This window comes from Priestia sp. 10L35, assembly GCF_056395685.1.
In genome coordinates this window covers 737,754-762,072 of the sequence record NZ_JBFTKA010000003.1, presented here as the reverse complement: position 1 = coordinate 762,072, position 24,319 = coordinate 737,754, and the positions used below count along the sequence as shown (strand labels likewise).

Sequence of the window (24,319 nt, the reverse complement as noted above, 5' to 3'; positions counted from 1 at the left end):
TTTTAGTAAGATGGCTTTAATCTAAGTAGTTCGATAGCTCAATCAAATTGTAATCAGGATCTCTAATATAAACAGAAACAATAGGGCCTACAGCACCTGTTCGTTTTACCGGTCCTTCTTCGATTTCTACATTATGTTTTTGTAAATGACTAATTACGCTTTCGATTTTTTCTTCTGTGATAAAACATAAATCAGCAGAGCCGGGAAGAGGATGCTTTGCTTTTGGCTCAAATTCATGGCCCGCTTGATGTAAGTTTATTTTTTGTTCACCAAAACGAAGCGCTATTCTTCCTTCTCCGAACGTTTCTTTTTTCATGCCTAAAATAACCGTATAAAAGTGAGTCGTTTTTTCAATGTCTTTTACCGTTAGCACAAAATGGTCTAATTTTTTAATCATGTCGTTTCCTCCTCACAATGTAAGCTTTCTTTCTCTGACGATAGGGTAAGTACTGGGTGAGCTTTGAGAAAATTTTCTATAAATAAGTATATCATTTGTAAAAAGGAGAATAGACAAAGACAGCTGTATGTCTATTTTTAGTTCAAAAGAGTGTTTTATAAATAGCTTGTTTTTTTAAATATTGTGGTTTTACACAATGCATTAAATATTTATGGGATTTTATGTTAATATTAGATGAGAAGTGGCATTTATTTTAGTAACTTGGTCTGAAAAGCTTGTTGATTAGATGGGTTAAAAATTTAAATACATATATGAATGGAGATGCTCGTATATCTATGGGGATACTTTCTTTAATCACTTTTGTTGTCTGGTTTGTAGCCATTCAAGAGTTTTTAAAACCTGAAAAGAATCAGAGTAACCGAAAAATAATGATGTTAACATCCGCAGGCTCCTTGCTGACGTTAGTTCTGACCATTTCACTTTTTCAAACGCTATAAAAATACCTCAAAAAGCAGTTTTCCTCGGCTATCAGCAGCGTAATGTAGGCAGCCCTGAGTTCTTCCATGGCTGTATAATTTGATTTTCTGCAATATCCGAAAAAATGATGGTAAAAGGGAAGGGGATTAGGAATAACCTTTCTTTTTTACTCTGCTTATTTTGCAGAAAAAAAGAAAAAGAAGCTTATGAACTGATGATTCGTAAGCTTCTTTTTTGTTTTATACGATTAGCTTATTTATAAACGCTGGACGGGATTTTAAACGTATGAATGCCGTTAGAATAAGGGCCGTACTCATACTCACCAAATATAATGGCAATGCCGCTACTTGTGTAGTAAAACTGATCTTCTTTTAAGTTTACAGACTTAAATTCATTAACCCAGAACTGAGCACCTTTTTTATTGCGAGCAATCATTTCATTACGAATATAGTTATTAACTTTATTCAACTTAGTGTTGTTGTTAATAATATCTTTCAAGCTAATTTGTCGAGCTTTCAATAAATCGTAATTATAAGTATCAATCCAAGCGTTGCCGTGAGCGCCGCCAGCGTACGCATCATTCGTAATAGCAACACTTAAAATATTATCTTGGTTGTAAGGTACAGAGTATGTCATATTACGAGAATAAGGACCTGGTGCCCAGCCGTTTTTACGGTCTTCCTTTTCCTGTTCTTTTAGCTCGTTGTGTTCTTTTTGTGCTTCTTTCGCAATGTTTAAAAATTTTCGATTATAGCTAGCTTCAAATGGTTTATTGATAAGGCCGGACACCTGCGGATAGCTAATGTTGCTTGCTAAAGATTTCTTCGTAACCGTTACTCCTAGTGCTTGAATTTTGTCACTAGGTGCTTTTTCATACTTAATACTTGATGACTTCTGAGCATAGGTACCCTTTGATACCCCATACAGACCACCAAATTTGCTGGACTCAGAATACACGCGGAATACTTGCCCTTTTGTCACTTTTCTAGCCGCTACTAACTTGTTGTTTTTAATGTTGTAAAGATTCGTGTTCTTTAAAACGGTAACGCGTCCTATTTGCCCTTTAACCAGTTCCTGATTCCCCCACACCACTTTTGCTTCTGCAACTGTTTGCGGAGCAAGCGGTGAGAATAACAAAGCCAAACCTAAAACAACTGCGCTAACTCTTTTGAACTTTTTCATAAAAGCCCCCTAAAGTGATTTTTTGAGGTTTTAAAGCTAATCAATACTTTATTTTCAAAAAAAACCCATTCACTAGTATAGCATATTTTTACAGTTTTTCACTTTTGTTAATTCGTGTTTACTAAATTATTTTTCGACTTGATTCCTCTTATTAAATGATTAAATAAAATAGCCGGCGCACTTTATGCCTTCAGTAGAAATAAGAAAAAACACAGTATTTTACCCTAGACTAAAAAAGTTTCCTGTGGTAAACTTTCGGTATCATGACAAGTAAAAACTGAAAATTTTAAATAAATGATGCTGACATGTTCATTTTTCTGCACCAGCAGAATACCTTATTAAAAATCAACGAGCATATTTTTTTTACCTTAAAAGTTGGTCTGGTGAAAAAAACATAACCTTAGGTAAAAAATGAGAAGGGACGAAAAATAGATGGCTAGTGTAAATAATTATCCATTGTCTACATTTACGACAGGTGAAACGGTACAGCTAGAGCGAATCGAAATCGAAGGTGCCTTAAAGCGACGCTTGTTAGATTTAGGATTTATTCCAGGAGCAATTATCAAAGTGCTTCAAAAAAGCCCGTTAGGAGATCCTGTTGCCTATCAAGTCAGTCATACAACGATTGGTCTCAGAAAAGAAGAGAGCTCAAAAATTTATGTAAAAAAAGTAGGTGACGACGGTGAGTAAGTATCGTATTGCATTAGCAGGAAATCCGAACACAGGAAAAAGTACGTTATTTAATAGCTTAACCGGTCTCAAGCAGCATACGGGAAACTGGACGGGGAAAACCGTAGCCAAAGCAGAAGGGACGTTTGAACATCACCAGCAGCTCTACACAATCGTCGATTTGCCTGGAACGTATTCACTTTATTCAAACTCAGCGGACGAAGAAGTAGCGCGTGACTATATTTTATTTGAAAGACCTGACGTTACGGTTGTGGTGGTCGATGCAACGGCGATGGAGCGAAATCTTAATTTAGCGCTGCAGGTAATGGAAATGACTGAAAACGTCGTGATTTGCGTGAACTTAATGGATGAAGCAAAGAAAAAAGGAATTGTGATTAATGAAAAAAAGCTCGCTGAATCGCTAGGCGTACCGGTTGTACCTATATCAGCACGCAATAAAAAAGGAATTACGAATTTGCTAGATGCTATTGAACAAGTCGTAAGCGGGCAGGTACAGCTAAATCCTTACCAGGTGCAGTACACAAAAGAAATTGAAGCGTCACTAAAGGAGCTAGAACCTCAAGTTGCTTCTATTGTGGGAAATCAATTTCCTCTCCGCTGGATTGCTTTACGGGTTCTTGATGGAGACACATCATTTTTAGAAACGATTCAGCAGCGTCAGCAGCAAGACACCAGTCACACAGAAAGGAGGAACAGCGCATATGGGAAATCCGTTAACTCCTGAAAACTCATTAGCCATGGAACAGCTAACACGCTATGCTCAGCAGGCAAAAGAAAAAGATCATCGTTCAAATATGGTCGCAAGCATTTACAAGTCGTCACAGCAAATATGTAAAAAATCAGTTGTGTACGAAGACCGCTCAAAGCTTCAGCGCACGGAGAAATTGGATAAAGTCTTCACTTCGCCGATCTGGGGATTTCCAATTATGCTTGGCATTTTATCGGTCATCTTTTATATCACCATAGCCGGCGCAAACGTTCCTTCCGGATTAATCGCACAAGGATTTGGCTGGGCGGAAGGGTATTTAACAGCTTTCTTTCAAATGATGCATGCGCCGGAATGGCTGCACGGAATTCTTGTATTAGGACTGTTTCGAGGTACAGGATGGGTCATTAGCGTGATGCTGCCTCCGATGGCCATCTTTTTCCCGGTGTTTGCGCTTTTAGAAAACTACGGCTACTTGCCTCGCGTCGCGTTTAATATGGATCGTCTGTTCAAACGAGCAGGCGCACACGGCAAGCAGTCACTGACGATGGCGATGGGATTTGGATGTAACGCCGCAGCGATTATGTCAACCCGTATTATTGAATCGCCGCGTGAACGTATGATGGCGATTTTAACAAATAACTTTGTTCCGTGTAACGGCAGATGGCCTACGCTGATTTTGTTAGCTTCTTTATTTATGGCAACAGGCTTTACAGGGAGTGCTAAAACATTCGTAACGGCGCTTGTGGTAGTCGGAACAGTGTTATTCGGAATTGTGGTGACGCTGTTCGTATCGTGGGCACTTTCTAAAACGGCGCTGCGCGGAGTACCAACACACTATACGCTAGAGCTTCCGCCTTACCGCAAGCCGAAATTTGTTGATACGATTGTGCGCGCGACGCTGGATAAATCACTGTTTGTGTTAAAACGCGCGATTATTGTTGCAGCACCCGCGGCGGTGTTAACGTGGGTATTGGCTAATATCTATATCGGTGACACAAGTATTTTAATGCACTTCGTTCAGTTTCTTGATCCGTTTGCCAAGACGCTGGGGCTAGACGGGTATATACTAGCTGCTTTTATCATTGGCTTGCCCGCTAATGAAATTGTTGTACCGGTTCTACTGATGGCGTATTTATCAACGGGCTCATTAATTGAAATTGAAGATGCAACTCGACTGAAACAAATTTTCCTTGACCACCACTGGACGTGGCTAACAGCTCTTAACATGATGTTGTTTTCGCTTCTGCATTTTCCGTGCGGAACGACGCTTGTGAATATTTATAAAGAAACCAAAAATGTCAAGTGGACGTTTCTTGCTTTTGCAATACCAACAGTGATTGCGATTGGCGTTACGTTTACGGTTGCTCAAGTGGTAAAAGCGTTTAACCTTATTTAAATATGATATAAAAGTGCAGGGTTTTAAAAAGAGCCCTGTATTTTTTATGAGTTGTTAATTAACTAGATTTTCAGTTTTATAATGTAAGATTGATTGATATTTTTTAGGAGAAATGGTAATTTGTATGATGTGTATTTGTTTTATGATACGCACACATGTAACTTCTGGGGGAGAACAACTATGGCGAAAAACAAGGCAGCAGAAACCATCTGCTGGCTGGGAATCCTTGCTCTCCTTATTCTCAGTATTGTAAATGTCGTTTATAAAGGTACAAAACAAACGCTTCTATTTACAAGAGATGAGCTGAAGTCTGGAGAAGTAAGCAAAAGCTGGGAATCATTTCGAAAAGAACAGCAGCTGTCAAAGAACAATGCAAAAATAGAAGATTTTCGTTTAACGCTCGATAGGAATCAAAACATATCTTCTATGCGGTTTACAGTAATAGATCCTTCTGATCATAATTCCTATACAACGTTACATTACAGCTCATGTTTTTCTTGTGAAGACAAAGGAGAGGATCGTTTAACGGTTACAAGTGACAAAGTTGATCGAAAGCCTGCTCAATATGACCGATTAATGACCGCAGATGAGTTTTTTTCGAAGGTAGAGGTTCTTAATAATCAGCATTTCTTTACAACTAGTCGCTATGTGTACACGCACCTTTATTCTTCCGGTGAGTACGAGAATACGAGTTATGACGGCCCTTACTTTATTTTAGAGGGAACGGAGTTAAAACAACTACAAACCTCTCATGCTTCGGACAAAGATTATCGTAATTACGGCAGCATACAAGTGATTGGCAGCAACAGTTCGGGAAGCTATCAGACAAGCGAGGGTACGACCAAAAGCGTCATCATCAGGTAAAAAGAAGCTGCAGTTTACACTAAGAGAGATTAGTAGAAAAAAGCGCGGATAACGTGCTAAAAGGAGGCTGACGGTGGGGATATTTTCTAATAAAATAGATTCAAAAAAAGCTAATAAGTATCAAACAAGGCTATACTCTTGTTTCACCATTCTCATCGTAGTGAATGTGATTAACAGCTGGTTTCTCGATTGGCTTTGGCTTTATATCACCACAAGTAGCGTTCTTGTTATACTCGTGATATTCCTGCTCAAAACACCTAAACGTGATTTAGATGAAGAGTGGAAGCAGCTAGAAATAGAGAAAGACGAGGCTTTTGAAAACAGAGTCAATTTGATGGTTATGAATGGCCGAAGTGATGTGCAGGCTATTAAATACATACGAAAAGAAAAAAATCTTGGTCTGCTTCATGCGAAGCAGTATCTTGACCGTATTAAAGAATCAAAGAAATAATAAAAGCGACCTTTGACAAGCAGAGGTCGCTTTTTGATAGGCTATTTACTTTTTCTCGCCAACCGTCACTTTTTTCGTAAACATTTTCATGTCGCCTTTTATCGTCACATGAGCGGTAATCGTATATTCGCCGTCGTCTTTGAACGTATAGTCCGTGCTGTATGCGCCGTTATCCTGATGTTTGGCATCGATCATTTCCTGGTTAATATAGCCTTCTTTTTCAACTTGAATCTGTACGGCGTCTGCATTTTCGATTTTTTTATCTCCTTGTGTAACGAGTACGTTAATAGATGTTTTTTCGTTTGCTTTAATAGTTTGCGGCACTTCAATTGTTCCTTTTACTTCCTGTGACTGTTGCTCATTTCCTTTTGAACAGCCGACCACGGCAATGACTAAAACGAGCAGCAGCATGCTAAGCTTTTTCATAAATATCTCCTTTTTTATCTTATATCCTATTAGTGAATACATTTCTCCATAAAACTTTATCACTGAAGTCACAAAATAAAATCATCCCAATGAGTGATTTTTATGAGTGTGACGGCAAGAAACTCGAACATTTTGTCACAAAAAATAGTTTACGATCGCAACACAACTTTACAGCATTCCGTCTTGAGCTTAGGATTAAACATAATAAGCTAGGAAAAGGAGAGAGAAATATGCTCATACTTTATGATGAGCTGTACGGGAAATTTGAAATAGACGGCGTTCTTTTAGAACTCATTCAAAGTGATCCCGTACAGCGTTTAAAAGGAATTTACCAAGGCGGAGCGAGCCGGTTTGTAAATGAAAACTGGAATACTACTCGATATGATCATTCCGTTGGTGCGATGATGCTTGTCAACAGATTAGGAGGCTCTTTGGAAGAGCAAATAGCGGCTTTATTACATGACGTTTCACATACGGCATTTTCTCATGTGATTGACTATGTTTTGGAACAAAAAGAAGAAAATTATCATGAAACGATTTACGAACAAATTGTGGCCCAGTCGTCTATTCCTCCTATTTTAAAGAGCGCCGGTTTAAACTGGCAAGATATCTTACTTGATGAAAGCCAATGGACGCTGCTCGAACAGAACGCTCCGCACTTATGCGCTGACCGCGTGGATTATACGCTGCGGGATTTGTACGTATGCGGGGAGATTACTTTACAAGAAGTGCATACATTTTTAGATCAGCTTGTCGTATTTAATGGACAAATGGCATGCAGTAATTTATCAGCGGCAGAATGGTTTGTGGATGCTTATTATAGAGAAGTAATTGGCTTTTTTATGAATCCGCTTAATATGTTTGGCAACTATCAGCTGACGAAAATTATCAAGCTCGCTTTGCAAAAAGATATTTTATCTATAGAAGATTTTTTAAAGCAGGATGACGATGTGGTTCGGTTGCTGAAAAATGCTGGAGATAGCAGCATTGAAGGGGTGTTATCTGCTCTTTTTAACAGCAAAGTACAAAAAGGAACAGCGTCTTGTCATGATGTTCACCAAACGACAAAAATGCGCTGGGTTGATCCTCTTGTTATTGGTTCAGATGGGGCGGCTCCTGTATCTCAGTTATCACTTACCGCTAAAAGAGTAATAGAAGAAGCAAAACAAAAGATAGAAAAAGGAGTATATCTCAGCATTCAGGCTCCGTTATAAAGGGAATCATTACATAAAGAAAGGGATGCATAATAATGTGCATCCCTTTCTCTCATAAGAAGTTTTATAGACCTCTAAGGAAGCCTTCTCTTAACGAACTTCATCACGCTTCGCATTTAACTCTTTAATCGTTTCACCTTCAACTAATACAGGCTGATAGTAGGTTTCGGTTGGTAACTCTTTTTTGCCCTGCAGCTTTTTAATAATCCAATCCGCCGCGTCGTGTCCCATTTGTTCCTGCGGATGGGTTAAAGTTGTTAAATTAATCGTCGCATTTTTAGCGATGTACGAATTGTCTTGACCAATAATTGACAACTTGTCCGGAATAGAAATGCCAAGCTGTCTGCATACATTTACAACTTCTAATCCGACTTCATCGTTATAGCAGACAAGAGCCGTCATTTCGTCTTGATTTTCAGTAAGAAACGTCTTTAAATTAGCGTACAAATCAAGCTTTGTTTCGGTGTTAAAAGACAAAATATGCTCAGGCTGAAAGCGGAGCTTTGCTTCACCAAGCGCTTTTATGTAGCCTTTCATTCGGTACTTTCCTTGCAGGTCATCCATTTTTGCGATGAGTCCAATTTGTGTATGACCTTTTGAAATTAATTCATTTGTGGCAAGGTAGCTTGACTGAACGTCGTCTAGACAAAAAAACGGAACGTCCAATTCTTCGTAGTAGGCGTTAATCATCGTAAACGGAACGTCTTGTTCTTTGAATGATAAATAATACGAGATGTTTGGATTGTACAAATTACTTTTTGTAGGCTCAACAATTAGACCGTCTACTCCGTAGGAAAGCATCATTTCCAATGCTTTTTTTTCTTGTTCTACATCATTATTCGTGCTCGCCAGCAGCAGCGAATAATTATCTTTATTTAATCTGCTTTCAATTCCGCGAATAATAGAAGGGAAAATATAGTCGGAAATATACGTGGTAATTACGCCGATTGTTTTGTTGGCAGAAGCCCCGCTAGATTTGGATTGATACTGATTGCTCACATAGGTGCCAGAGCCTTTTTCACTTCTTAAAAAACCTTCATTCGACAGCTCTAAAATGGCTTTTCGAACCGTATGTCTGCTGACACCATACGTTTCTTGCATAACCGATTCAGTAGGGATTTGTTCGCCCATGCTGTAATCGCCTGAAAGAATTTTGCTTTTTATATCCTCAATAATCACCTGATATTTTGGCTTCATGTTTTCACTTCTTTCGTAGTTGTATACATTCAACTTTTTTTATGTATAAAATTTGTATGGACATATTTTATCATGAACGTGAATAAATGAAAAGATTTCCTTGATTTTTAATCGAAAGGAGAATGATTTAAGGGTTGGATACCGATTTTTTAAAAGTTTGAGAAGGGAATAGTATGGTGTTTTGAATATTTGTGTGCATATATAATTTTTATATTGACAAATGTACGTACAAATAAATATACTTAAGTTGTTAACAAATTCAAACAGCGTTACATAAAACGGAAAGCGCTTCCTTACTGCTATAGGTATCTTTATAGCTATCAGAAAGGAGATTAAACGTGAAAACAACTCAAGAAAGCATAAAACAAGCAATTGCTAAAGGGAAAACGTCCCTTGGAATTGAACTTGGATCTACTCGTATTAAAGCGGTGCTGATTGATGAAAACTTTGAAACGATCGCATCAGGCAGTTATGAATGGGAAAATCTCTTAGAAGACGGTTTTTGGACGTACAAATTACTCGATATTATTACAGGTCTGCAAAGTGCTTACCGTGAAATGAAGCAAGAAGTGGAACGAAGCTACGGGATCACGATTCGAACAGTTGGCTCCATCGGCGTTTCAGCTATGATGCACGGATATATGGCATTTGATAAAACGGGTGAGCTGCTTGTTCCGTTTCGAACGTGGCGTAATGCAACAACAAGCGCAGCAGCAAAAGAATTAACTGAACATTTCCAATTTAATATTCCTGAACGATGGAGCATTGCGCATCTGTATCAGGCAATCATCAATCAAGAAAAACATCTGCCGCGCATTGATTACATGACAACGCTAGCCGGCTATATTCACTGGCTGCTGACAGGCAGTAAGGCGCTTGGCATTGGAGATGCTTCAGGAATGTTTCCAATTGATGAACGCACGCAAAATTACAGTGAAGCGATGATGAAGCAGTTTGATGATCTCATTTCTCATAAAGGGTATCCGTGGCAACTATCAGATATTCTGCCTGCAGTCCATACTTCAGGCGAGCAAGCAGGTACATTAACAGCCATTGGGGCTAGTATTTTAGATCAATCAAAAAATTTGCAGCCGGGAATTCCATTTTGTCCTCCAGAAGGAGATGCGGGAACGGGAATGGTGGCGACAAACAGCGTAAGAAAACGCACGGGAAATGTTTCAGTAGGAACGTCTGTTTTTGCGATGATTGTACTAGATAAAAAGCTTTCAAACGTTTATCCGGAAATTGATTTGGTTACTACGCCAAACGGCAGTCCAGTTGGAATGGTCCATGCGAATAACTGCTCAAGCGACTTAAACGCCTGGCTCGGATTGTTTCGCGAATTTTCGGAGGCGATGGGACAAAAAGTAGAGTCGGATAAATTATTCGAAGTGATGTTAAATAAAGCGCTAGAAGCTGATCCTGATGGAGGAGGCTTGCTTAGCTACGGCTATTTCTCAGGTGAAAATATTACCGGAGTAGAAAGTGGACGTCCGCTATTTGTTCGTTCAGCAAAAAGTAATTTTAATCTAGCAAACTTTATGCGAACGCATCTTTTTACAGCTTTTGGCGCTTTAAAAATAGGGATGGATCTTTTAGTCAAAGAAGAAAACGTAAAGATTCACAGTATTTTAGCGCACGGAGGATTATTTAAAACGCCGGTAGTTGGTCAAAAAATGATGGCAGCGGCAATTAATACCCCGGTTTCCGTCATGGACACAGCTGGAGAAGGCGGCGCGTGGGGAATGGCTATTCTTTCTTCTTATATGCTTAATAAAAATGAGAATGAAAGTTTAGAAGATTTCTTGGATGATAAAGTCTTTAAAGAAGTAACCGCACAAGAAATTTATCCTGACGAACTCGATGTAAAAGGGTTTGAAGCATTTATTAAAAGATATAAAAAAGGGCTAGTGATTGAAAAAGTAGCTGCAGAGCACCACAGCGAAGAACGGGAGGAATTAGTGTGCTAGATAAATTAAAAGAAGAAGTATTTCAAGCAAACGTCGATTTGCCAAAACACGGACTGGTCAAGTATACGTGGGGAAATGTAAGTGCCATTGATCGAGACAGCGGTTTGTTTGTAATTAAACCAAGCGGCGTGACGTACGAGAAAATGACGGCGCAAGACATGGTAGTCGTTGATCTAGATGGTCACGTGGTAGAAGGTGAGCTTAATCCGTCATCTGATACGCTGACACATGCCGTACTCTATAAACATTACCCGCAAATCGGCGGTATTGCCCATACGCATTCAACCTGGGCGACCATTTGGGCTCAAGCAGGACTTGATGTGCAGGCAATGGGAACGACTCATGCCGATACCTTTTATGGTTCCGTACCGTGCGCGCGCTTTTTGACAGAAAAAGAAGTGAATGACGGATATGAAGTGGAAACCGGCAAGGTGATTATCGAAACATTTGAAGAGCGCGGCTTAGATGTGTTAGCGGTTCCTGGCATTTTACTTCAAGGGCACGGGCCGTTTACGTGGGGAAAAGATGCCAAAACGGCGGTAATGAACAGCGTCGTATTAGACGAAGTATCCAAAATGAACTTCTTTACACAAAAATTAAACGGGCTGGCTGAAGAGCTGCCGCAGCGTATATTAGACAAACATTATTTACGAAAACACGGACAAAATGCGTATTACGGGCAAGGACAGTAAAAGACTTACATACAGAAAAGGGGATTATCATGTTAAAAACAGCTCAAAAAGAATTTTGGTTTATTGTTGGTTCACAGCATCTTTACGGAAAAGAAGCGCTAGCAGAAGTAAAAGCACACGCGCAAACGATGACTGATGCTTTAAATGAAAGCGGTGTCTTGCCTTATCCGATTGTTCTGCAAGATTTAGCTGTGAATGCTGACACGATTACAAAGATGATGAAAGAAGTGAATTACCGAGATGAAGTTGCCGGCGTAATTACGTGGATGCATACGTTCTCGCCTGCAAAAATGTGGATTCGCGGTACCAAACTACTGCAAAAACCGCTGCTTCATTTAGCAACACAATTTAACGAAAGCATTCCTTGGGAAACGATTGATATGGACTTTATGAACTTGAATCAGTCCGCTCACGGTGATCGTGAATACGGTTTTATCAACGCGCGTTTGAACAAGCAAAATAAAATCGTAGTGGGCTACTGGGAGCGCCCCGAAGTACAGCAGCAAATTGCCCAGTGGATGGACGTAGCCGCTGCTTATAACGAAAGCTTCAACATTAAAGTTGCGCGTTTCGGTGACAATATGCGCAGCGTCGGCGTAACGGAAGGAGACAAAATTGAAGCGCAAATTCAATTTGGCTGGACGGTTGACTACTTCGGAATCGGTGACCTTGTTCAATATGTCAATGCCGTTACGGAAGAAGAAATCAATCATTTATTTGCTGAATATGCAGACGCGTATGAATTTGTCTACGGTGATTATTCTGCAGAAGACTGGGAGTCTAGTGTAAAAGTACAGGCAAGCTATGAAATTGCGATTAAACGTTTTCTAGATGAAGGCGGCTATAGCGCCTTTACCACTAACTTTGAAGATCTATACGGTATGAAACAGCTTCCAGGTCTAGCCGTACAGCGCTTGATGGCACAGGGCTACGGCTTTGCTGGTGAAGGAGACTGGAAAACAGCAGCGCTTGACCGCTTGCTTAAAGTAATGAGCCATAATCAGTCAACGGGCTTTATGGAAGACTACACGTATGAATTAGCACCCGGACGTGAGTCAGTGCTTCAATCACACATGCTTGAAGTAGACCCGACGCTAGCAGTAAACAAGCCAAAACTAATCGTTTCTCCGCTAGGTATCGGTAACCGCGAAGATCCGGCCCGCTTAGTGTTTGACGGTAAACAAGGAGAAGGCGTAGTGGTTTCCATGGCCGACTTCGGTACGCATTACAAGCTGTTAATTAACGAAGTATCGGCGTTTGAGCCGGAAGTTCCAGCTCCACATCTTCCGGTAGCGCGCGTGCTTTGGAACATTAAGCCAAACTTCCAAGACGGCGTTAAAGCGTGGATTGAAAACGGAGGAGGCCATCATACGGTACTTTCATTAAATTTAACGACCGATCAAATCGTGAGCTATGCAAAGCTTGTGGATCTAGAGTACGTCATTATTAAGTAAGCATCACTACTTCCGAGGGAGCGCTGCTTCCTTGGAAGTAAAAATATAGCGTTAGTAAAAGAACGCCGTTTTTAGAAATAAATGAAAGCGTTTTAAAATTGTGTGATAGGAAGCAAAACTAAGACAATACAAAGGGGATCTATAATCATGAGTAAAGTATCAAGTAAGTTTATCTTCTTCTTCGGCTCATTTGCCGGTATTTTATTCGGTTATGATATTGGGATTATTGCTGGTGCAGAAGGTCATATCCGTGAAGCGTTTCATTTGAGTCCGCTCTGGCTGGGGCTTGTGGTTTCGTCGCTAATGGGAGGAGCAATTATCGGTTCCATTTTAAGCGGATTATTAGGCGATAAGTTTGGAAGAAGAAAGTTAATTTTAATTTCGTCGATCATCTTTCTTTTAGGCTCCATCGGTTCCGCGATTGCACCAGAGGAAATTACGTTAACGATTGCGCGCGTCTTTTTAGGTACAGCAGTAGGAACGGCTTCTTCTTTAGTTCCTGCCTATATGTCAGAAATCGCACCTGCTCATATTCGCGGGAAGCTTTCAGGTTTAAATCAGCTAATGATTGTAATTGGATTATTATTAAGCTATATCGTAGCCTTTATTTTTGAGCCGGTTCCAAACAGCTGGCGACTCATGCTTGGCAGCGCCGGTATTTTTGCGATTGTATTATGCATCGGTATGATCAAGCTTCCAGAGTCGCCGCGCTACTTAATTAAAAATGGAATGCCAGATAAAGCGCGTGAAGTGTTGCGTACGCTTCGCCGCTCAACAGCTGAAGTAGAAGCTGAAGTGTCTGAAATTGAAAGCGTAGCTGTGCATGAACAATCAGGCATTAAGCAGCTGTTTCAGAAAAAGTTTCGTCTAGCTTTAATTATCGGCGTCGGAATGGCAACTTTTCAGCAGATTCAAGGCTCAAACTCAATTGTTTATTATGCAACAAGCATTGCACGTCAAGTTGGTTTAGCCCCGCAGGTAGCTGCTGGTTTTACGGTTATTGTTGGGGTAATCTTCGTCGTGACAACACTTATTTTTCTGCAGTTTGTCGATAGATTCAACCGCCGTACCATTCTTACGATTGGCGGCGCGGGTATGGCTCTTTCATTTTTCACACCGGCTATTCTAGGAGCATTAGGCGTTAATGAAGTCGTTGTTAACTGGGTTACGTTAATTGCTCTTTGCTGCTTTATCCTTTGCTATGCGTTTTCTTGGGCACCGCTTACGTGGATCATTGTAGGAGAAATTTTCCCGCTTTCTGTACGTGGAATCGGTGCTGGGATTTCATCTGCTTTTAACTGGACAGGATCGCTGGCAGTAGGGCTTGTGTTCCCAATTTTAGCTGATCAGTTTAGTTTGGGCGTTATCTTTTCAACGTTCGGGATCATTTGCATTCTCGGTTTATTCTTCATACGTTTTGTAGTTGTTGAAACAAAAGGACGTAGCCTAGAGCAAATTGAAACGGACATGGCAGCTCGGTCTGGAAGAAATTCTGTAAGTCCAGTTGAGCGTAATAAATATGTTTAATTGTCGTAAATGTTTTAAATGTAAGATGCTGAGATAAAAGTATTTTAGCTGAAGTGAAAAACGAACCACTAATCAAACACTTTGATTAGTGGTTCGTTTTTTTATGGTGAACGCAGGTTTCAGCTGTTTCGTTTCTTCTAGCAGTTGATTGGAGAGCAAGGCGAAGACTCCTGCGGGACAAGCGGAACAGATGAGACCCCCCAGGCGCACAAGCGACGAGGAGGCTCATCGGCCGCCCGCGGAAAGCAAAGCCTTGCACGGAAATCAACTGCGGGGTAACAAGCGGTTCAGCTCATGTCGGCCTTTGTTCGTCCCCAGCCTCTTTCTTATTAGTAGATACAGAGAGTTCATCTTTTACCCTGTCCTATTAGTGCCTAATAAAATGGAAAGATAGGTTAGCTTATCATAATGTAGACTTTAATAGATATTCATAACTAGCAATTTCTAAAACGAAAGCTAAATGTGCGTTCTGCTTACAAGAAGGTAGTGACCATCATCAACAAATTCTCATATAAATAAGTAAGCTTGTTTACTTTTAACTAAATTTATTTATTAATAGGGGGATTAACTAGTTGATGAATTTGACGCTTCATGAACGTTCTGAAAAGTTATTAAAGCAAAGAATTAAACAATTAAATCCGAGAGATCCATTTAACTTTGTTTTTATGGGAGACAGCAGAGGTGACGGACCAAACGATAATTGTTTCACGATGAGCGGTGAATTTGAGCTTGTGTTAAAAAAGGCGGTGGAATTGAACCCGCTGTTTATTATTCATGGGGGAGACACCGTCTATACAGGGAAAAAAGAGTATTTGGAGCACTTTGTTAAGGTTGTTGAAAAAATCGCCCCAAACATTCCTATGTTTGTATGCGTAGGGAATCATGATGAACTGTACCTTGATGAAAGCAATCTCGAAAACTTCAGAGCCACTATCGGAAAAGTACACTGGGTTATTGATATTCCTGTCTTTAACTTCCGGTGCATCGCATTAAATAATGTCATCAGTCCCAAAAATAAAATATATGGATTTACAGATAGAGAGCTTAATTATTTAGAGCAGCAGCTAGAGGATGCTCCTCGTAATACCGTTATAGCCATGCATGCGCAGCCAAATATCGGTCGGTGGACAAACCTTGAAGGGTTTCCTGTAACGACTCCTCAAAGTCAAGAGTTTTTTGATTTAATTCAAGAACACCGCGTGAAAAAAGTGTTAGTCAGCCACGTGCATGCGTATGACGAGCAGTTTATTAGAAAAAACAGAAACGGGTCGTTTACGCTTGGAAGAGGCACTGATTTTGTATTGTCAGGAGGCGCCGGCGCTCCCCTTGATTTTGAGCCGCCTTTAATTTTAAATAATTATAATTTTACGGAATTTTTTGTAAGCAGGTACGACATTTTAGGTCCTCTTCTTTGGAAGGATTTTGGACGACCTCGAAGAAATTGTTTGTAAAAACAAGAAAGTAGAAAGTTAGGTTCAAAAAAAGAGGCTGGAACAAAAGGGTTTTAGACGAAGTGAAACGAATCATCGATCAAGATGTGTGATTAGTGGTTCGTTTTTTTGTTAAGGCAAACGTAGGTTTCATGTGTATAGGTCTTTCTAGCAGGTGATTGAAGGACAAGGCGAGGACCCCTGCGGGAAAACCGTACATAACTCTTAACGAAACCTTGTAGCAGAAGGCTCAGTCAAACGTTATAATAGATAGTGAATAATGATATATTCTCTATATTTGTCATATATTTGTATTACATATGTAATTGAAGAAAAACATTCACTTGATATACTGTTTAATGACTTAACTTTATCTTAAAATTTACAGTGAACTGCCTGTTTATAGAGGCTTAGAAGATACACAGCAAATGGAGGAGCTATCATGGCAAACGAAAAGATGCAAGAAGGACTTAATCGTTTTATTAAGGAAGATTTAAATGACCTTTTAGGTAGACTGTTCCCTTTAATGGATCGGGAGTGTGCGGAAGAAAAGAGAATGCTTATCGAAACCGCGGTAGAGTACATCTATTCTTCAGGGTATCATCAAGGAGCAAAAGACTTGATCGAAACACATCGAAAAGATGATTACAAATTGTTAAGGCAAAAATTAGCGTCAGCACCTCCTGAAAACTGATTTTTTAAAATTTTTTTTGACAACGTAAATGTAAGGTGTTAAGATAACTCTAAATTCAAAACATTATAAACAATTAAAACTCTTATTGAGAGAGGCGGAGGGACTGGCCCTGTGAAGCCCGGCAACCATTTAACAATTTTGTTAAAAAGGTGCTACATCCTGCAAAGCGTACAGCTTTGAAAAATAAGAGAGGATTTCATAGATACTATGCCTCTCTATTCATGATATAGAGGCTTTTTATTTTATGTGAAGGTGTTTTGAATAAACAATTTCATAGAAATGCATCAGGTGCTGTGTAACGAATGTACGCAGCTTAAAAGGGAAGACCGGTGAAAAGCCGGCGCGGTCCCGCCACTGTAATGGGGAGCAACTTATTAACCACTGTTTCATTTTGAAATGGGAAGGGATAGGAAGCGATGAACCTAAGTCAGGAGACCTGCCTGTTGTATGCACTTAAGCTCTACGGGATATAGAGAGGAGTGAGGAATACGTGTTGAGAAAAACAGGCTATCTCAACTTTAGTTAAGTATGCGTATCATCTCTCTTTTTATTTCGAAAAGAGAGATTTTTTAGTTTACCGATAAAAAAATATACAGGGAGTGGAAAAAATGAGCAGTGTAAAAAGTTCGAACTTAGGTTATCCAAGAATTGGTGAAAAACGAGAATGGAAAAAAGCGCTTGAGCAGTTTTGGGCAGGAAAACTAGAGAAAGATATCTTTCTTCAAGAAATTGAAGCTCTTCGTCTAGCGCATCTAAAAAAACAGCGTGACGCAGGAATTGAATTGATTCCAGTCGGCGATTTTAGCTTATACGATCATGTGTTAGATACAGCTGTTATGTTTGGTTTGGTGCCAAAGCGCTTTGATTATGACGGGGGAGCGGTATCGCTTGAAACGTATTTTGAGATTGCGCGAGGAACAAAAGGTGCGGTAGCCTCTACGATGACAAAATGGTTTAACACAAATTATCACTATATTGTACCAGAGCTTGAGGAATGTACGCCGGCACTTGTAGAAAATCGCCCGCTTCAATTTTACAAAGAAGCAAAACAGAAGCTGAATATTGAAGGTAAGCCCGTGATTTTAGGTCCAGTAACATTTGTGAAGCTGTCAAAAGGATATAAAAAAAGTGAGTTTAAAGAAGTAGTTGAACAATTTGTTCCGCTTTATGCAACTATCTTAGCGGAGCTGCAAGCAGAAGGAGTAGAGTGGGTACAAATAGATGAGCCGGTTTTAGCTACAACGCTATCAAAAGAAGACCTGGCGCTTTACACAGAAGTCTATCAAACTTTGAAGGAAGCGGCACCGAATGTAAAAGTCATTTTGCAAACGTATTTTGACAGCGTTGATCACTACAAAGAAGTTGTGTCTCTTCCTGTTGAAGGAATCGGTTTAGACTTTGTGCATGACCGAGGCGAAAATCTCACTGCGCTTAATAAATATGGTTTTCCGACTGATAAAGTGCTGGCAGCAGGAGTGATTGACGGACGAAACATTTGGCGTGAAAATTTGGACGAACAGCTTTTAACAATCAGTGAAATTGAAGAAGCTGTATCAAAAGATCGTCTAATCCTGCAGCCTTCATCAAGTCTGCTACATGTTCCTGTCACGGTGAAAAATGAAGAGACGATTGATCCAGTATTGAAAAATGCGCTCTCTTTTGCAGATGAAAAGCTAAAGGAAATTACGCTGTTAACAAAAGCGGTGCAGCAAGGAAAAGAAGCAATAGAAGAAGAAATAAGCGTAAGCAAACAGGCAATTCAAGCATTAAATGGTTCATCTTTTCGAAATCATCAAGACGTGCAAAAAGAGCTGAAGCAGCTGCACAGCTATAAAGCAGAGCGACAAGCGCCGTTTGACGTACGTCAGCGCGTTCAGCAAGAAGCTTTTCAACTGCCGCTTCTTCCAACGACAACGATTGGAAGCTTTCCGCAAACAAAAGAAGTGCGAAAAGAGCGTCTAAAATGGCGTAAAGGCGAGTTAAGCGATGAAGCATATGAAGCGTACATTAACGAGGAAATAAAAAAATGGATTGAAATTCAAGAAAACATCGGCTTAGATGTCCTTGTGCACGGAGAGTTTGAGCGTACGGATATGGTCGAATACTTCGGTGAGAAATTAGGAGGCTTTCAGTTTACGAAGTTTGGCTGGGTGCAATCTTACGGTTCTCGCTGCGTGAAGCCGCCGCTTATTTACGGAGATGTATCGTATGAGCAGGCGATGACGATCAAAGAAACGGTCTACGCACAGTCTCTAACCAATAAGCCGGTTAAAGGAATGCTGACGGGTCCGATTACGATTTTAAACTGGTCGTTTGTGCGTGATGATATCCCGCGCTACGACGTCGCAAATCAAATTGCGCTTGCTCTTAGAAAAGAAGTAGAAGCACTTGAAAGTCAGGGCATTTCAATGATTCAAGTAGATGAACCGGCGCTGCGTGAAGGACTGCCGTTAAAACGAGAAAACTGGGACAGCTACTTAAATGCTGCGGTGTATGCGTTCAAGCTAGCGACGGTATCGGTGCAAAACGAGACGCAAATTCACACGCATATGTGCTATTCGGAATTCGAAGAAATTATTGATGCGATTAAAGCGCTTGATGCCGACGTGATTTCCATTGAAACATCTAAAAGCCACGGCGAATTAATTTATGCGTTTGAAAAACATACGTACAATCAAGGAATTGGACTTGGCGTATATGATATCCACAGCCCGCGCGTACCGAAGCTTGAAGAGCTTCAGCGAAACATTGACCGCGCTCTAAAGGTGCTTGATCCTGCATTATTTTGGATTAATCCCGACTGCGGCCTTAAAACAAGAGGAATCAGCGAGACGGTTGAAGCTTTAAAAGTGATGGTTACTTCAGCAAAACAAACAAGACAAAATTTATTACAAAATATTTAATAACAAGAAATTAAAGACCAAGCAGTGTAAACGCTACACTGCTTGGTCTTATGGGATTTTAAAAGGCCAAAAATATCCATTGACACTTCCCGTACATTTTTGTATCTTTTTAAAGGTGTTTTTAAAATCAGGGAGGTACAACATGAGTAACAACAGCACGCAGCACGTTAAAATTGTAACAGCGGATCCATCAGCGCTAGGTCTATTCGGACTTGCCATGGTGACACTTGTTGCATCGTTTCAAAAGCTTGGGGTAACCGATGGTGTTTCATTGGTATTGCCATGGGCGGTTTTTTTAGGCGGAATAGGACAGTTAATCGCGTCTATGCAAGATTTCAAACATAATAATACCTTCGGCGCAACTGCTTTTGGTGCCTTCGGATTATTTTGGCTAGGTGTAGCTATGACATGGCTTATTCAGCTTGGAGCATTTGGAGAAGCGCTCGCAAAAGAAGCGGATCCAAAGCAGCTCGCATTTGCTTTTGTCGGCTACTTGATTTTCAGCGTTTTTATGACAGTTGGAGCAATGGGCACTCATAAAGTATTATTTATTATTTTTGTGTTAATTGATTTCTTATTCATTGGATTATCGCTAAGTACATTCGGTGTGGCGTATGAGTACACGCACTTACTAGCAGCAGTGTCAGAGCTATTGATTGCTCTGTTTTCATTCTATGGATCTGCAGCGGCTGTATTAAATACTCACTATGGTCGAATTGTGCTTCCGGTGGGCAAGCCGTTTGGAGCATTTATCAAATAATCAAGATGTTAATTAAAAAGCGAAGTAGGGTTGAATTCTGTATGATGCAGAGGTCAATCCTTTTTTGTTTGGGCATTTTTATATATAGTAGAAAGAGATAGTTATATGTAATAGAAGCTTTTAGAGAAAAAAGAAAATACATAATGAAAGGAAACGTTCCAATGATTATAAGACAAGTGGAGGAAAAAGATTTAAACCAATTAATTACGTTAGAAAACAAAGGCTTTACACCTGAAGAAGCTGCCTCAAAAGATGCATTTATCACGCGGATTAACACTATTCCTGATACGTTTATCATCGCTCAAGAAAATGAAGAAATAATCGGATATGTGAACGGTCCCGTCATTTCAGCTCCGTTTATTACGGATGATTTGTTTGAAAAAACGATTTCGAACCCTGAGGCAGGCGGTCATCAAAGCATTTTAGGTATCGTTGTAAATCCAGAGCATCATCATAAAGGAATTGCGAGTATGCTGCTAAGAGAGTTTGAAAAGCAAGCGCAGGACAAACAGCGCTTAACGGTTACATTAACATGTAAAGAGGAATTGATTCCGTTTTACGAAAAAAACGGATATGTGAATCAAGGCGTTGCCGAGTCTCAGCATGCAGGCGTGCAGTGGTTTAATATGAGTAAGGAGCTTTAATGTTAACAAGGAAATAATGAAATAGAAAAGCACCAGCTTCCTTTAAGGAGTTTGTGCTTTTTTCATTGTGATGGTGAACATGTGTTTAATCTATTTCGTTGCTTCTAGCGGTTGATTGGAGGGCGAGGCGAAGACTCCTGCGGGAAAAGCGGTACAGGTGAGACCCCGCAGGAGCGAAAGCGACGAGGAGGCTCAGCGCCCGCCCGCGGAAAGCGAGACCTTGCACGGAAATCAACAGCGGTGTAACAAGCGATTTATACTCAATCATTTCTCTCATTTTTTCGTCTTTAGATTGGATCAATCTCGTTATGTTTCAATCTCTTTTTTAGGTAGGTAAGAGACATTGATTTGTCAAACATATTTGACAGTAACAAGAAAAATAATATAAGATATGGATGTAAAAAGTTTTTTACATTTTAGAGATGAGTGATGAATGGTGGAAAATCGAATTAAAGAACTGCGTAAAAGCAAGCGAATGTCTCAGGATGAACTGGCAAAAGTATGCGGCGTATCGAGACAAACAATTAATGCAATTGAAAACAATAAGTATGATCCAAGCTTAACGCTAGCTTTTCAGCTGGCTGAGGAGCTGGGAGCAACAGTAGATGAGCTGTTTTTATTTCATAAATCAGGATGAGTTAGTTAAAAAGAGAAGGTAATGTGAAGTAGTGATCTTACTAGTAGAAGTTTTGACATTTCTGTACTATAAGCTAAAATCACATATGTAAACAGTAGATCAATATTACTTCTATCACTTTATAAAAAAGAGATTTACAGAGCAACGGTGGTGAAAGGAATGAAAAATCGAGCTGCCGGAGTAGCTCTTACAAGTACGGGCATGTTACTGTTGATGGTAACGTTAGTACTTCCTGTTCCGGGAGTAACGTATAGTTTACTTGTAGGAAGCAGCATTGTACTAAAGGGCTGCGGAACAGGAGGAATAAAAAGGTGTATCACGTGAATGCAGCGCGATGTAGAAAAGGAGGTTCCTTTTGAAAAAAAGAACAATTATTATAGCTGCACTTTTATTTATCGTCGTATTTTATTTTACATATACCGGGAAAGCCTATCAGTTAAAAGACGTCATAAAAGTAGATGAAGCAAACGTTACGCGTATTGAAATAGATACGGACGAAGGAAAACGTGTAGTAGATGATAAAAAAGAGATAAAGCAAATCGTACATTCTTTGGCAAAAATAGAAGTAAAAAAAAGCAAGGAGCTCGACCCAAAGTTTGATCAGTCTTACTGGGTAAAAATCGTCGAAAACGGAAAAGATGCGTACGGTTTAACGATTTATGATGATGACTACATAAAAGCGTTTAGCTTTGAAGATAAAAAACAGGCGACATATACGATTGTTAAAGACCAAAAAGTAGATGTTAAAAAGCTGTTTTCAACTAAATAAACGTGTAAACCTACTAAAAAAGACAGCCTGCGCTGTCTTTTTTTATAAAAATAATAGATTGAAAATTTAGATTATTTTAAGCGGAATTAATCCTTGCCTATATAATTAATAAATGATTGAATTAGGTCAATATCCGGGTTAACTAATAGTGCTGGAAGAAGGCCAAATGTTAATAATACAAGAACGTTTGATCCAATAAAGATGCGAAGTGCTTTTTTGATTTTCATGATATTTCCTCCCTTTTTTATATTTTCGTATAAAAAGAGAAAAAAATCAATAGAAATGTGACGAAATTGTGAACTTTTTGTCTAATAGTCCCTGATAGATGATAAAAATTCCCTCTCTATACTAGATAAAGAGGGGATATAGCACGTCATAAAATATGTAGAAACATTAAAAATACATGTGCAAATTCTCAACAAATCGGTAAAGAAAATAGCATGAAAAACCGATTAAGATACATCCAGCCGCAATAGAAACCCATTTAATATAAAACTGATTCAGTACTTTTCTAGTTCCAGAGACAATCGTCATTAAGCCTAGGTCATGAATTAAAATCCCTGTTAATATTCCGGCAGCAATCAGCAGGAAATGAAAAGAATGAGAGGATTGAAGCGAATTGGTCAGCACCGTTCCAAACACGCTGAGCCAAAAAATGAGATTGCTAGGAGAAATCGCAACAAAGATCCCGTTCACATAAGAAGAGGCAAACGACTTTTTTACGTGTTCTCCAGGAGCTGTTATATCATGGTCAGCATGTTTAATGCTGTCATAGCCAATATAAAGTAAGAAAAGCGCTCCTATAAGCCACATGATAAGCTGTATAAAAGGAGCCGATAAAACAGAAGCCAGTCCAGAGTAAAGAAGCACAATTAATAATAAATCAACCGTCATCCCTCCGAGTCCGACAACCCATCCGTGAAGAAACCCGTTTTTTAAACCTTGTTTTGTCATTTCAATTGTCACCGTACCAACGGGAAGGGCAATCGAAAGACCGAGCAGCACATTTGTTAAAAATAACGTCACCAAAAACAAAACCTCTTTCAATCTCGTATCTACTATCGTTTTCCGTTTAAGTGGTCTTTCATTATATAAAAATATGTAATAAAATTCAATATTATGTATAAAAAAACATGTAGTGAATATAGAGGAGGAAGAAAGTAAATGAAATTAATTTGTGAATCGTTGGAAAAAGAAGACTACACGCAAGAACTTCCTGAAGTGAATTTTACATATCCTTTGATTCAACAAAAGGTACGTGAACTCAAAAGTGGGTTGCCTCATTCTTCACTAGCGTACATAAAAAAAGCGTATGAGTTTGTGAGAGACGAAGTTTCTCATTCATGGGATATTCAAAGCAGAATCATCACAAAAACGGCTTCAGAGACTTTAAAAGAAAAGGAAGGGATTTGTTACAGCAAGTGTAATCTATTAGCTGCTTTGCTGCGTGCAGAAGGGATTCCTGCAGGCTTTTGTTATCAAAGGCTGATACTTGGAGATACGATAGACACAGGCTACTGTATTCATGCCTTAAATGCAGTTTACATTAAAAGTGAAGATAGATGGATTCGATTGGACGCAAGAGGAAATAAAGAAGGAGTGCAGGCGGACTTTTCGCTAAAAAAAGAAAAAGTGGCTTTTCCAGCGAATTCTGCACGGGGGGAAGTGGACTATTCACTTATTTATACAAAACCTCATAAAAAAACGATGAACGTGTTGTATCAGTATGAAGACTGCCTGGATATGTATTTGCACTACTTGCCTACCGAGCTATAAAAAGAGGCTGGGACAAACGTATTTTAGTTGAAGGAAGATCCGAACGATGAATGGAGAACC

27 protein-coding genes and 2 riboswitches are annotated in these 24,319 nt (G+C 39.6%); of the genes, 21 read left to right on the top strand and 6 right to left on the bottom strand.

Annotation, left to right across the window (positions count from 1 at the left end; translation table 11 throughout):
* Positions 1 to 16 precede the first annotated feature (16 nt).
* Both AC1DEF_RS15285 and AC1DEF_RS15280 read right to left on the bottom strand, forming a co-directional pair.
* Complete coding sequence (locus AC1DEF_RS15285; protein WP_097822970.1) at positions 17 to 397, bottom strand: VOC family protein; 381 nt, start codon at positions 395 to 397, stop codon at positions 17 to 19.
* Between the two features lie 729 nt (positions 398 to 1,126).
* Complete coding sequence (locus AC1DEF_RS15280) at positions 1,127 to 2,056, bottom strand: DUF3298 and DUF4163 domain-containing protein (RefSeq protein WP_043981075.1); 930 nt, start codon at positions 2,054 to 2,056, stop codon at positions 1,127 to 1,129.
* 432 nt (positions 2,057 to 2,488) lie between these two features.
* Here AC1DEF_RS15280 and AC1DEF_RS15275 point away from each other — a divergent pair, with 432 nt between their 5' ends.
* The 5 genes from AC1DEF_RS15275 (at position 2,489) to AC1DEF_RS15255 (ending at position 6,166) form a co-directional block, all read left to right on the top strand.
* Positions 2,489 to 2,746, top strand: coding sequence for a FeoA family protein (locus tag AC1DEF_RS15275; RefSeq protein WP_013058246.1), 258 nt, complete (start codon positions 2,489 to 2,491; stop codon positions 2,744 to 2,746).
* The gene (locus tag AC1DEF_RS15270; protein WP_097822969.1) at positions 2,739 to 3,470 is read left to right on the top strand and encodes a FeoB small GTPase domain-containing protein; all 732 of its coding nucleotides are present in this window, start codon (positions 2,739 to 2,741) and stop codon (positions 3,468 to 3,470) included. The genes AC1DEF_RS15275 and AC1DEF_RS15270 overlap by 8 nt, the downstream gene beginning before the upstream one ends.
* Positions 3,471 to 3,483: 13 nt before the next feature.
* Positions 3,484 to 4,851 (top strand): nucleoside recognition domain-containing protein, encoded by a 1,368-nt coding sequence (locus tag AC1DEF_RS15265; protein WP_377574861.1) that lies wholly within the window; start codon positions 3,484 to 3,486, stop codon positions 4,849 to 4,851.
* Positions 4,852 to 5,031: 180 nt separating this feature from the next.
* A complete protein-coding gene (locus AC1DEF_RS15260; protein ID WP_097822967.1) occupies positions 5,032 to 5,715 on the top strand; it encodes a hypothetical protein in 684 nt (227 codons plus the stop codon).
* Between the two features lie 73 nt (positions 5,716 to 5,788).
* On the top strand, positions 5,789 to 6,166 hold the full coding sequence (locus AC1DEF_RS15255; RefSeq protein WP_097822966.1) for a hypothetical protein: 378 nt from the start codon (positions 5,789 to 5,791) through the stop codon (positions 6,164 to 6,166).
* A 45-nt stretch (positions 6,167 to 6,211) separates the two neighbouring features.
* Here AC1DEF_RS15255 and AC1DEF_RS15250 read toward each other — a convergent pair whose 3' ends face one another.
* Entirely contained in the window at positions 6,212 to 6,592 is a 381-nt protein-coding gene (locus AC1DEF_RS15250; protein WP_013058241.1) for a FixH family protein, read from the bottom strand.
* Between the two features lie 230 nt (positions 6,593 to 6,822).
* Between AC1DEF_RS15250 and AC1DEF_RS15245 the strand changes: the two genes are divergently transcribed.
* Positions 6,823 to 7,806 (top strand): HD domain-containing protein, encoded by a 984-nt coding sequence (locus AC1DEF_RS15245; RefSeq protein WP_097822965.1) that lies wholly within the window; start codon positions 6,823 to 6,825, stop codon positions 7,804 to 7,806.
* 90 nt (positions 7,807 to 7,896) lie between these two features.
* Here the strand turns inward: AC1DEF_RS15245 and AC1DEF_RS15240 are convergent, their stop codons facing one another.
* A complete protein-coding gene (locus AC1DEF_RS15240) occupies positions 7,897 to 9,003 on the bottom strand; it encodes a GntR family transcriptional regulator (protein ID WP_013058239.1) in 1,107 nt (368 codons plus the stop codon).
* Between the two features lie 338 nt (positions 9,004 to 9,341).
* Here AC1DEF_RS15240 and AC1DEF_RS15235 point away from each other — a divergent pair, with 338 nt between their 5' ends.
* From AC1DEF_RS15235 to AC1DEF_RS15170, 14 genes are all read left to right on the top strand, one after another.
* Positions 9,342 to 10,973: a xylulokinase gene (locus AC1DEF_RS15235; RefSeq protein WP_097822964.1), complete on the top strand. Its 1,632-nt coding sequence runs from the start codon at positions 9,342 to 9,344 to the stop codon at positions 10,971 to 10,973.
* A complete protein-coding gene (locus tag AC1DEF_RS15230; RefSeq protein ID WP_097822963.1) occupies positions 10,967 to 11,665 on the top strand; it encodes an L-ribulose-5-phosphate 4-epimerase in 699 nt (232 codons plus the stop codon). The genes AC1DEF_RS15235 and AC1DEF_RS15230 overlap by 7 nt, the downstream gene beginning before the upstream one ends.
* Before the next feature lie 29 nt (positions 11,666 to 11,694).
* Positions 11,695 to 13,119, top strand: a complete 1,425-nt coding sequence (araA, locus tag AC1DEF_RS15225) for an L-arabinose isomerase (protein WP_097822962.1) — start codon at positions 11,695 to 11,697, stop codon at positions 13,117 to 13,119.
* 147 nt (positions 13,120 to 13,266) lie between these two features.
* Positions 13,267 to 14,646, top strand: coding sequence for a sugar porter family MFS transporter (locus AC1DEF_RS15220; protein WP_097822961.1), 1,380 nt, complete (start codon positions 13,267 to 13,269; stop codon positions 14,644 to 14,646).
* Positions 14,647 to 14,790: 144 nt separating this feature from the next.
* A complete protein-coding gene (locus tag AC1DEF_RS15215) occupies positions 14,791 to 14,925 on the top strand; it encodes a hypothetical protein (RefSeq protein ID WP_255255682.1) in 135 nt (44 codons plus the stop codon).
* Between the two features lie 296 nt (positions 14,926 to 15,221).
* A complete protein-coding gene (locus AC1DEF_RS15210; protein ID WP_242614918.1) occupies positions 15,222 to 16,097 on the top strand; it encodes a metallophosphoesterase family protein in 876 nt (291 codons plus the stop codon).
* 421 nt (positions 16,098 to 16,518) lie between these two features.
* Entirely contained in the window at positions 16,519 to 16,770 is a 252-nt protein-coding gene (locus AC1DEF_RS15205; protein WP_033580155.1) for a hypothetical protein, read from the top strand.
* Between the two features lie 79 nt (positions 16,771 to 16,849).
* Positions 16,850 to 16,960: riboswitch (SAM riboswitch) on the top strand.
* 79 nt (positions 16,961 to 17,039) lie between these two features.
* Positions 17,040 to 17,228: riboswitch (cobalamin riboswitch) on the top strand.
* A 150-nt stretch (positions 17,229 to 17,378) separates the two neighbouring features.
* The gene (gene metE / locus AC1DEF_RS15200) at positions 17,379 to 19,673 is read left to right on the top strand and encodes a 5-methyltetrahydropteroyltriglutamate--homocysteine S-methyltransferase (protein ID WP_097822960.1); all 2,295 of its coding nucleotides are present in this window, start codon (positions 17,379 to 17,381) and stop codon (positions 19,671 to 19,673) included.
* A 142-nt stretch (positions 19,674 to 19,815) separates the two neighbouring features.
* Entirely contained in the window at positions 19,816 to 20,433 is a 618-nt protein-coding gene (locus tag AC1DEF_RS15195; RefSeq protein WP_043981097.1) for an acetate uptake transporter, read from the top strand.
* Positions 20,434 to 20,576: 143 nt separating this feature from the next.
* Entirely contained in the window at positions 20,577 to 21,077 is a 501-nt protein-coding gene (locus AC1DEF_RS15190; RefSeq protein WP_097822959.1) for a GNAT family N-acetyltransferase, read from the top strand.
* A 111-nt stretch (positions 21,078 to 21,188) separates the two neighbouring features.
* A complete protein-coding gene (locus AC1DEF_RS15185; RefSeq protein WP_255255681.1) occupies positions 21,189 to 21,323 on the top strand; it encodes a hypothetical protein in 135 nt (44 codons plus the stop codon).
* A gap of 187 nt (positions 21,324 to 21,510) precedes the next feature.
* Positions 21,511 to 21,714: a helix-turn-helix transcriptional regulator gene (locus tag AC1DEF_RS15180; RefSeq protein ID WP_097822958.1), complete on the top strand. Its 204-nt coding sequence runs from the start codon at positions 21,511 to 21,513 to the stop codon at positions 21,712 to 21,714.
* 159 nt (positions 21,715 to 21,873) lie between these two features.
* Entirely contained in the window at positions 21,874 to 22,038 is a 165-nt protein-coding gene (locus AC1DEF_RS15175) for a hypothetical protein (protein WP_165574848.1), read from the top strand.
* Positions 22,039 to 22,069: 31 nt separating this feature from the next.
* The gene (locus AC1DEF_RS15170) at positions 22,070 to 22,483 is read left to right on the top strand and encodes a DUF5301 domain-containing protein (RefSeq protein WP_097822957.1); all 414 of its coding nucleotides are present in this window, start codon (positions 22,070 to 22,072) and stop codon (positions 22,481 to 22,483) included.
* A gap of 86 nt (positions 22,484 to 22,569) precedes the next feature.
* On the opposite strand, the gene AC1DEF_RS15165 is transcribed toward AC1DEF_RS15170, so the two are convergent.
* Entirely contained in the window at positions 22,570 to 22,710 is a 141-nt protein-coding gene (locus tag AC1DEF_RS15165) for a hypothetical protein (RefSeq protein ID WP_013058226.1), read from the bottom strand.
* A 166-nt stretch (positions 22,711 to 22,876) separates the two neighbouring features.
* Positions 22,877 to 23,509 carry a LysE family translocator gene (locus AC1DEF_RS15160; RefSeq protein WP_176521205.1) on the bottom strand — a complete coding sequence of 211 codons (633 nt, stop codon included), beginning with the start codon at positions 23,507 to 23,509 and terminating at the stop codon, positions 22,877 to 22,879.
* A gap of 138 nt (positions 23,510 to 23,647) precedes the next feature.
* On the opposite strand from AC1DEF_RS15160, the gene AC1DEF_RS15155 reads away from it, so the two are divergent.
* Complete coding sequence (locus AC1DEF_RS15155) at positions 23,648 to 24,259, top strand: transglutaminase-like domain-containing protein (RefSeq protein WP_097822955.1); 612 nt, start codon at positions 23,648 to 23,650, stop codon at positions 24,257 to 24,259.
* The last annotated feature ends 60 nt before the right edge of the window (positions 24,260 to 24,319 follow it).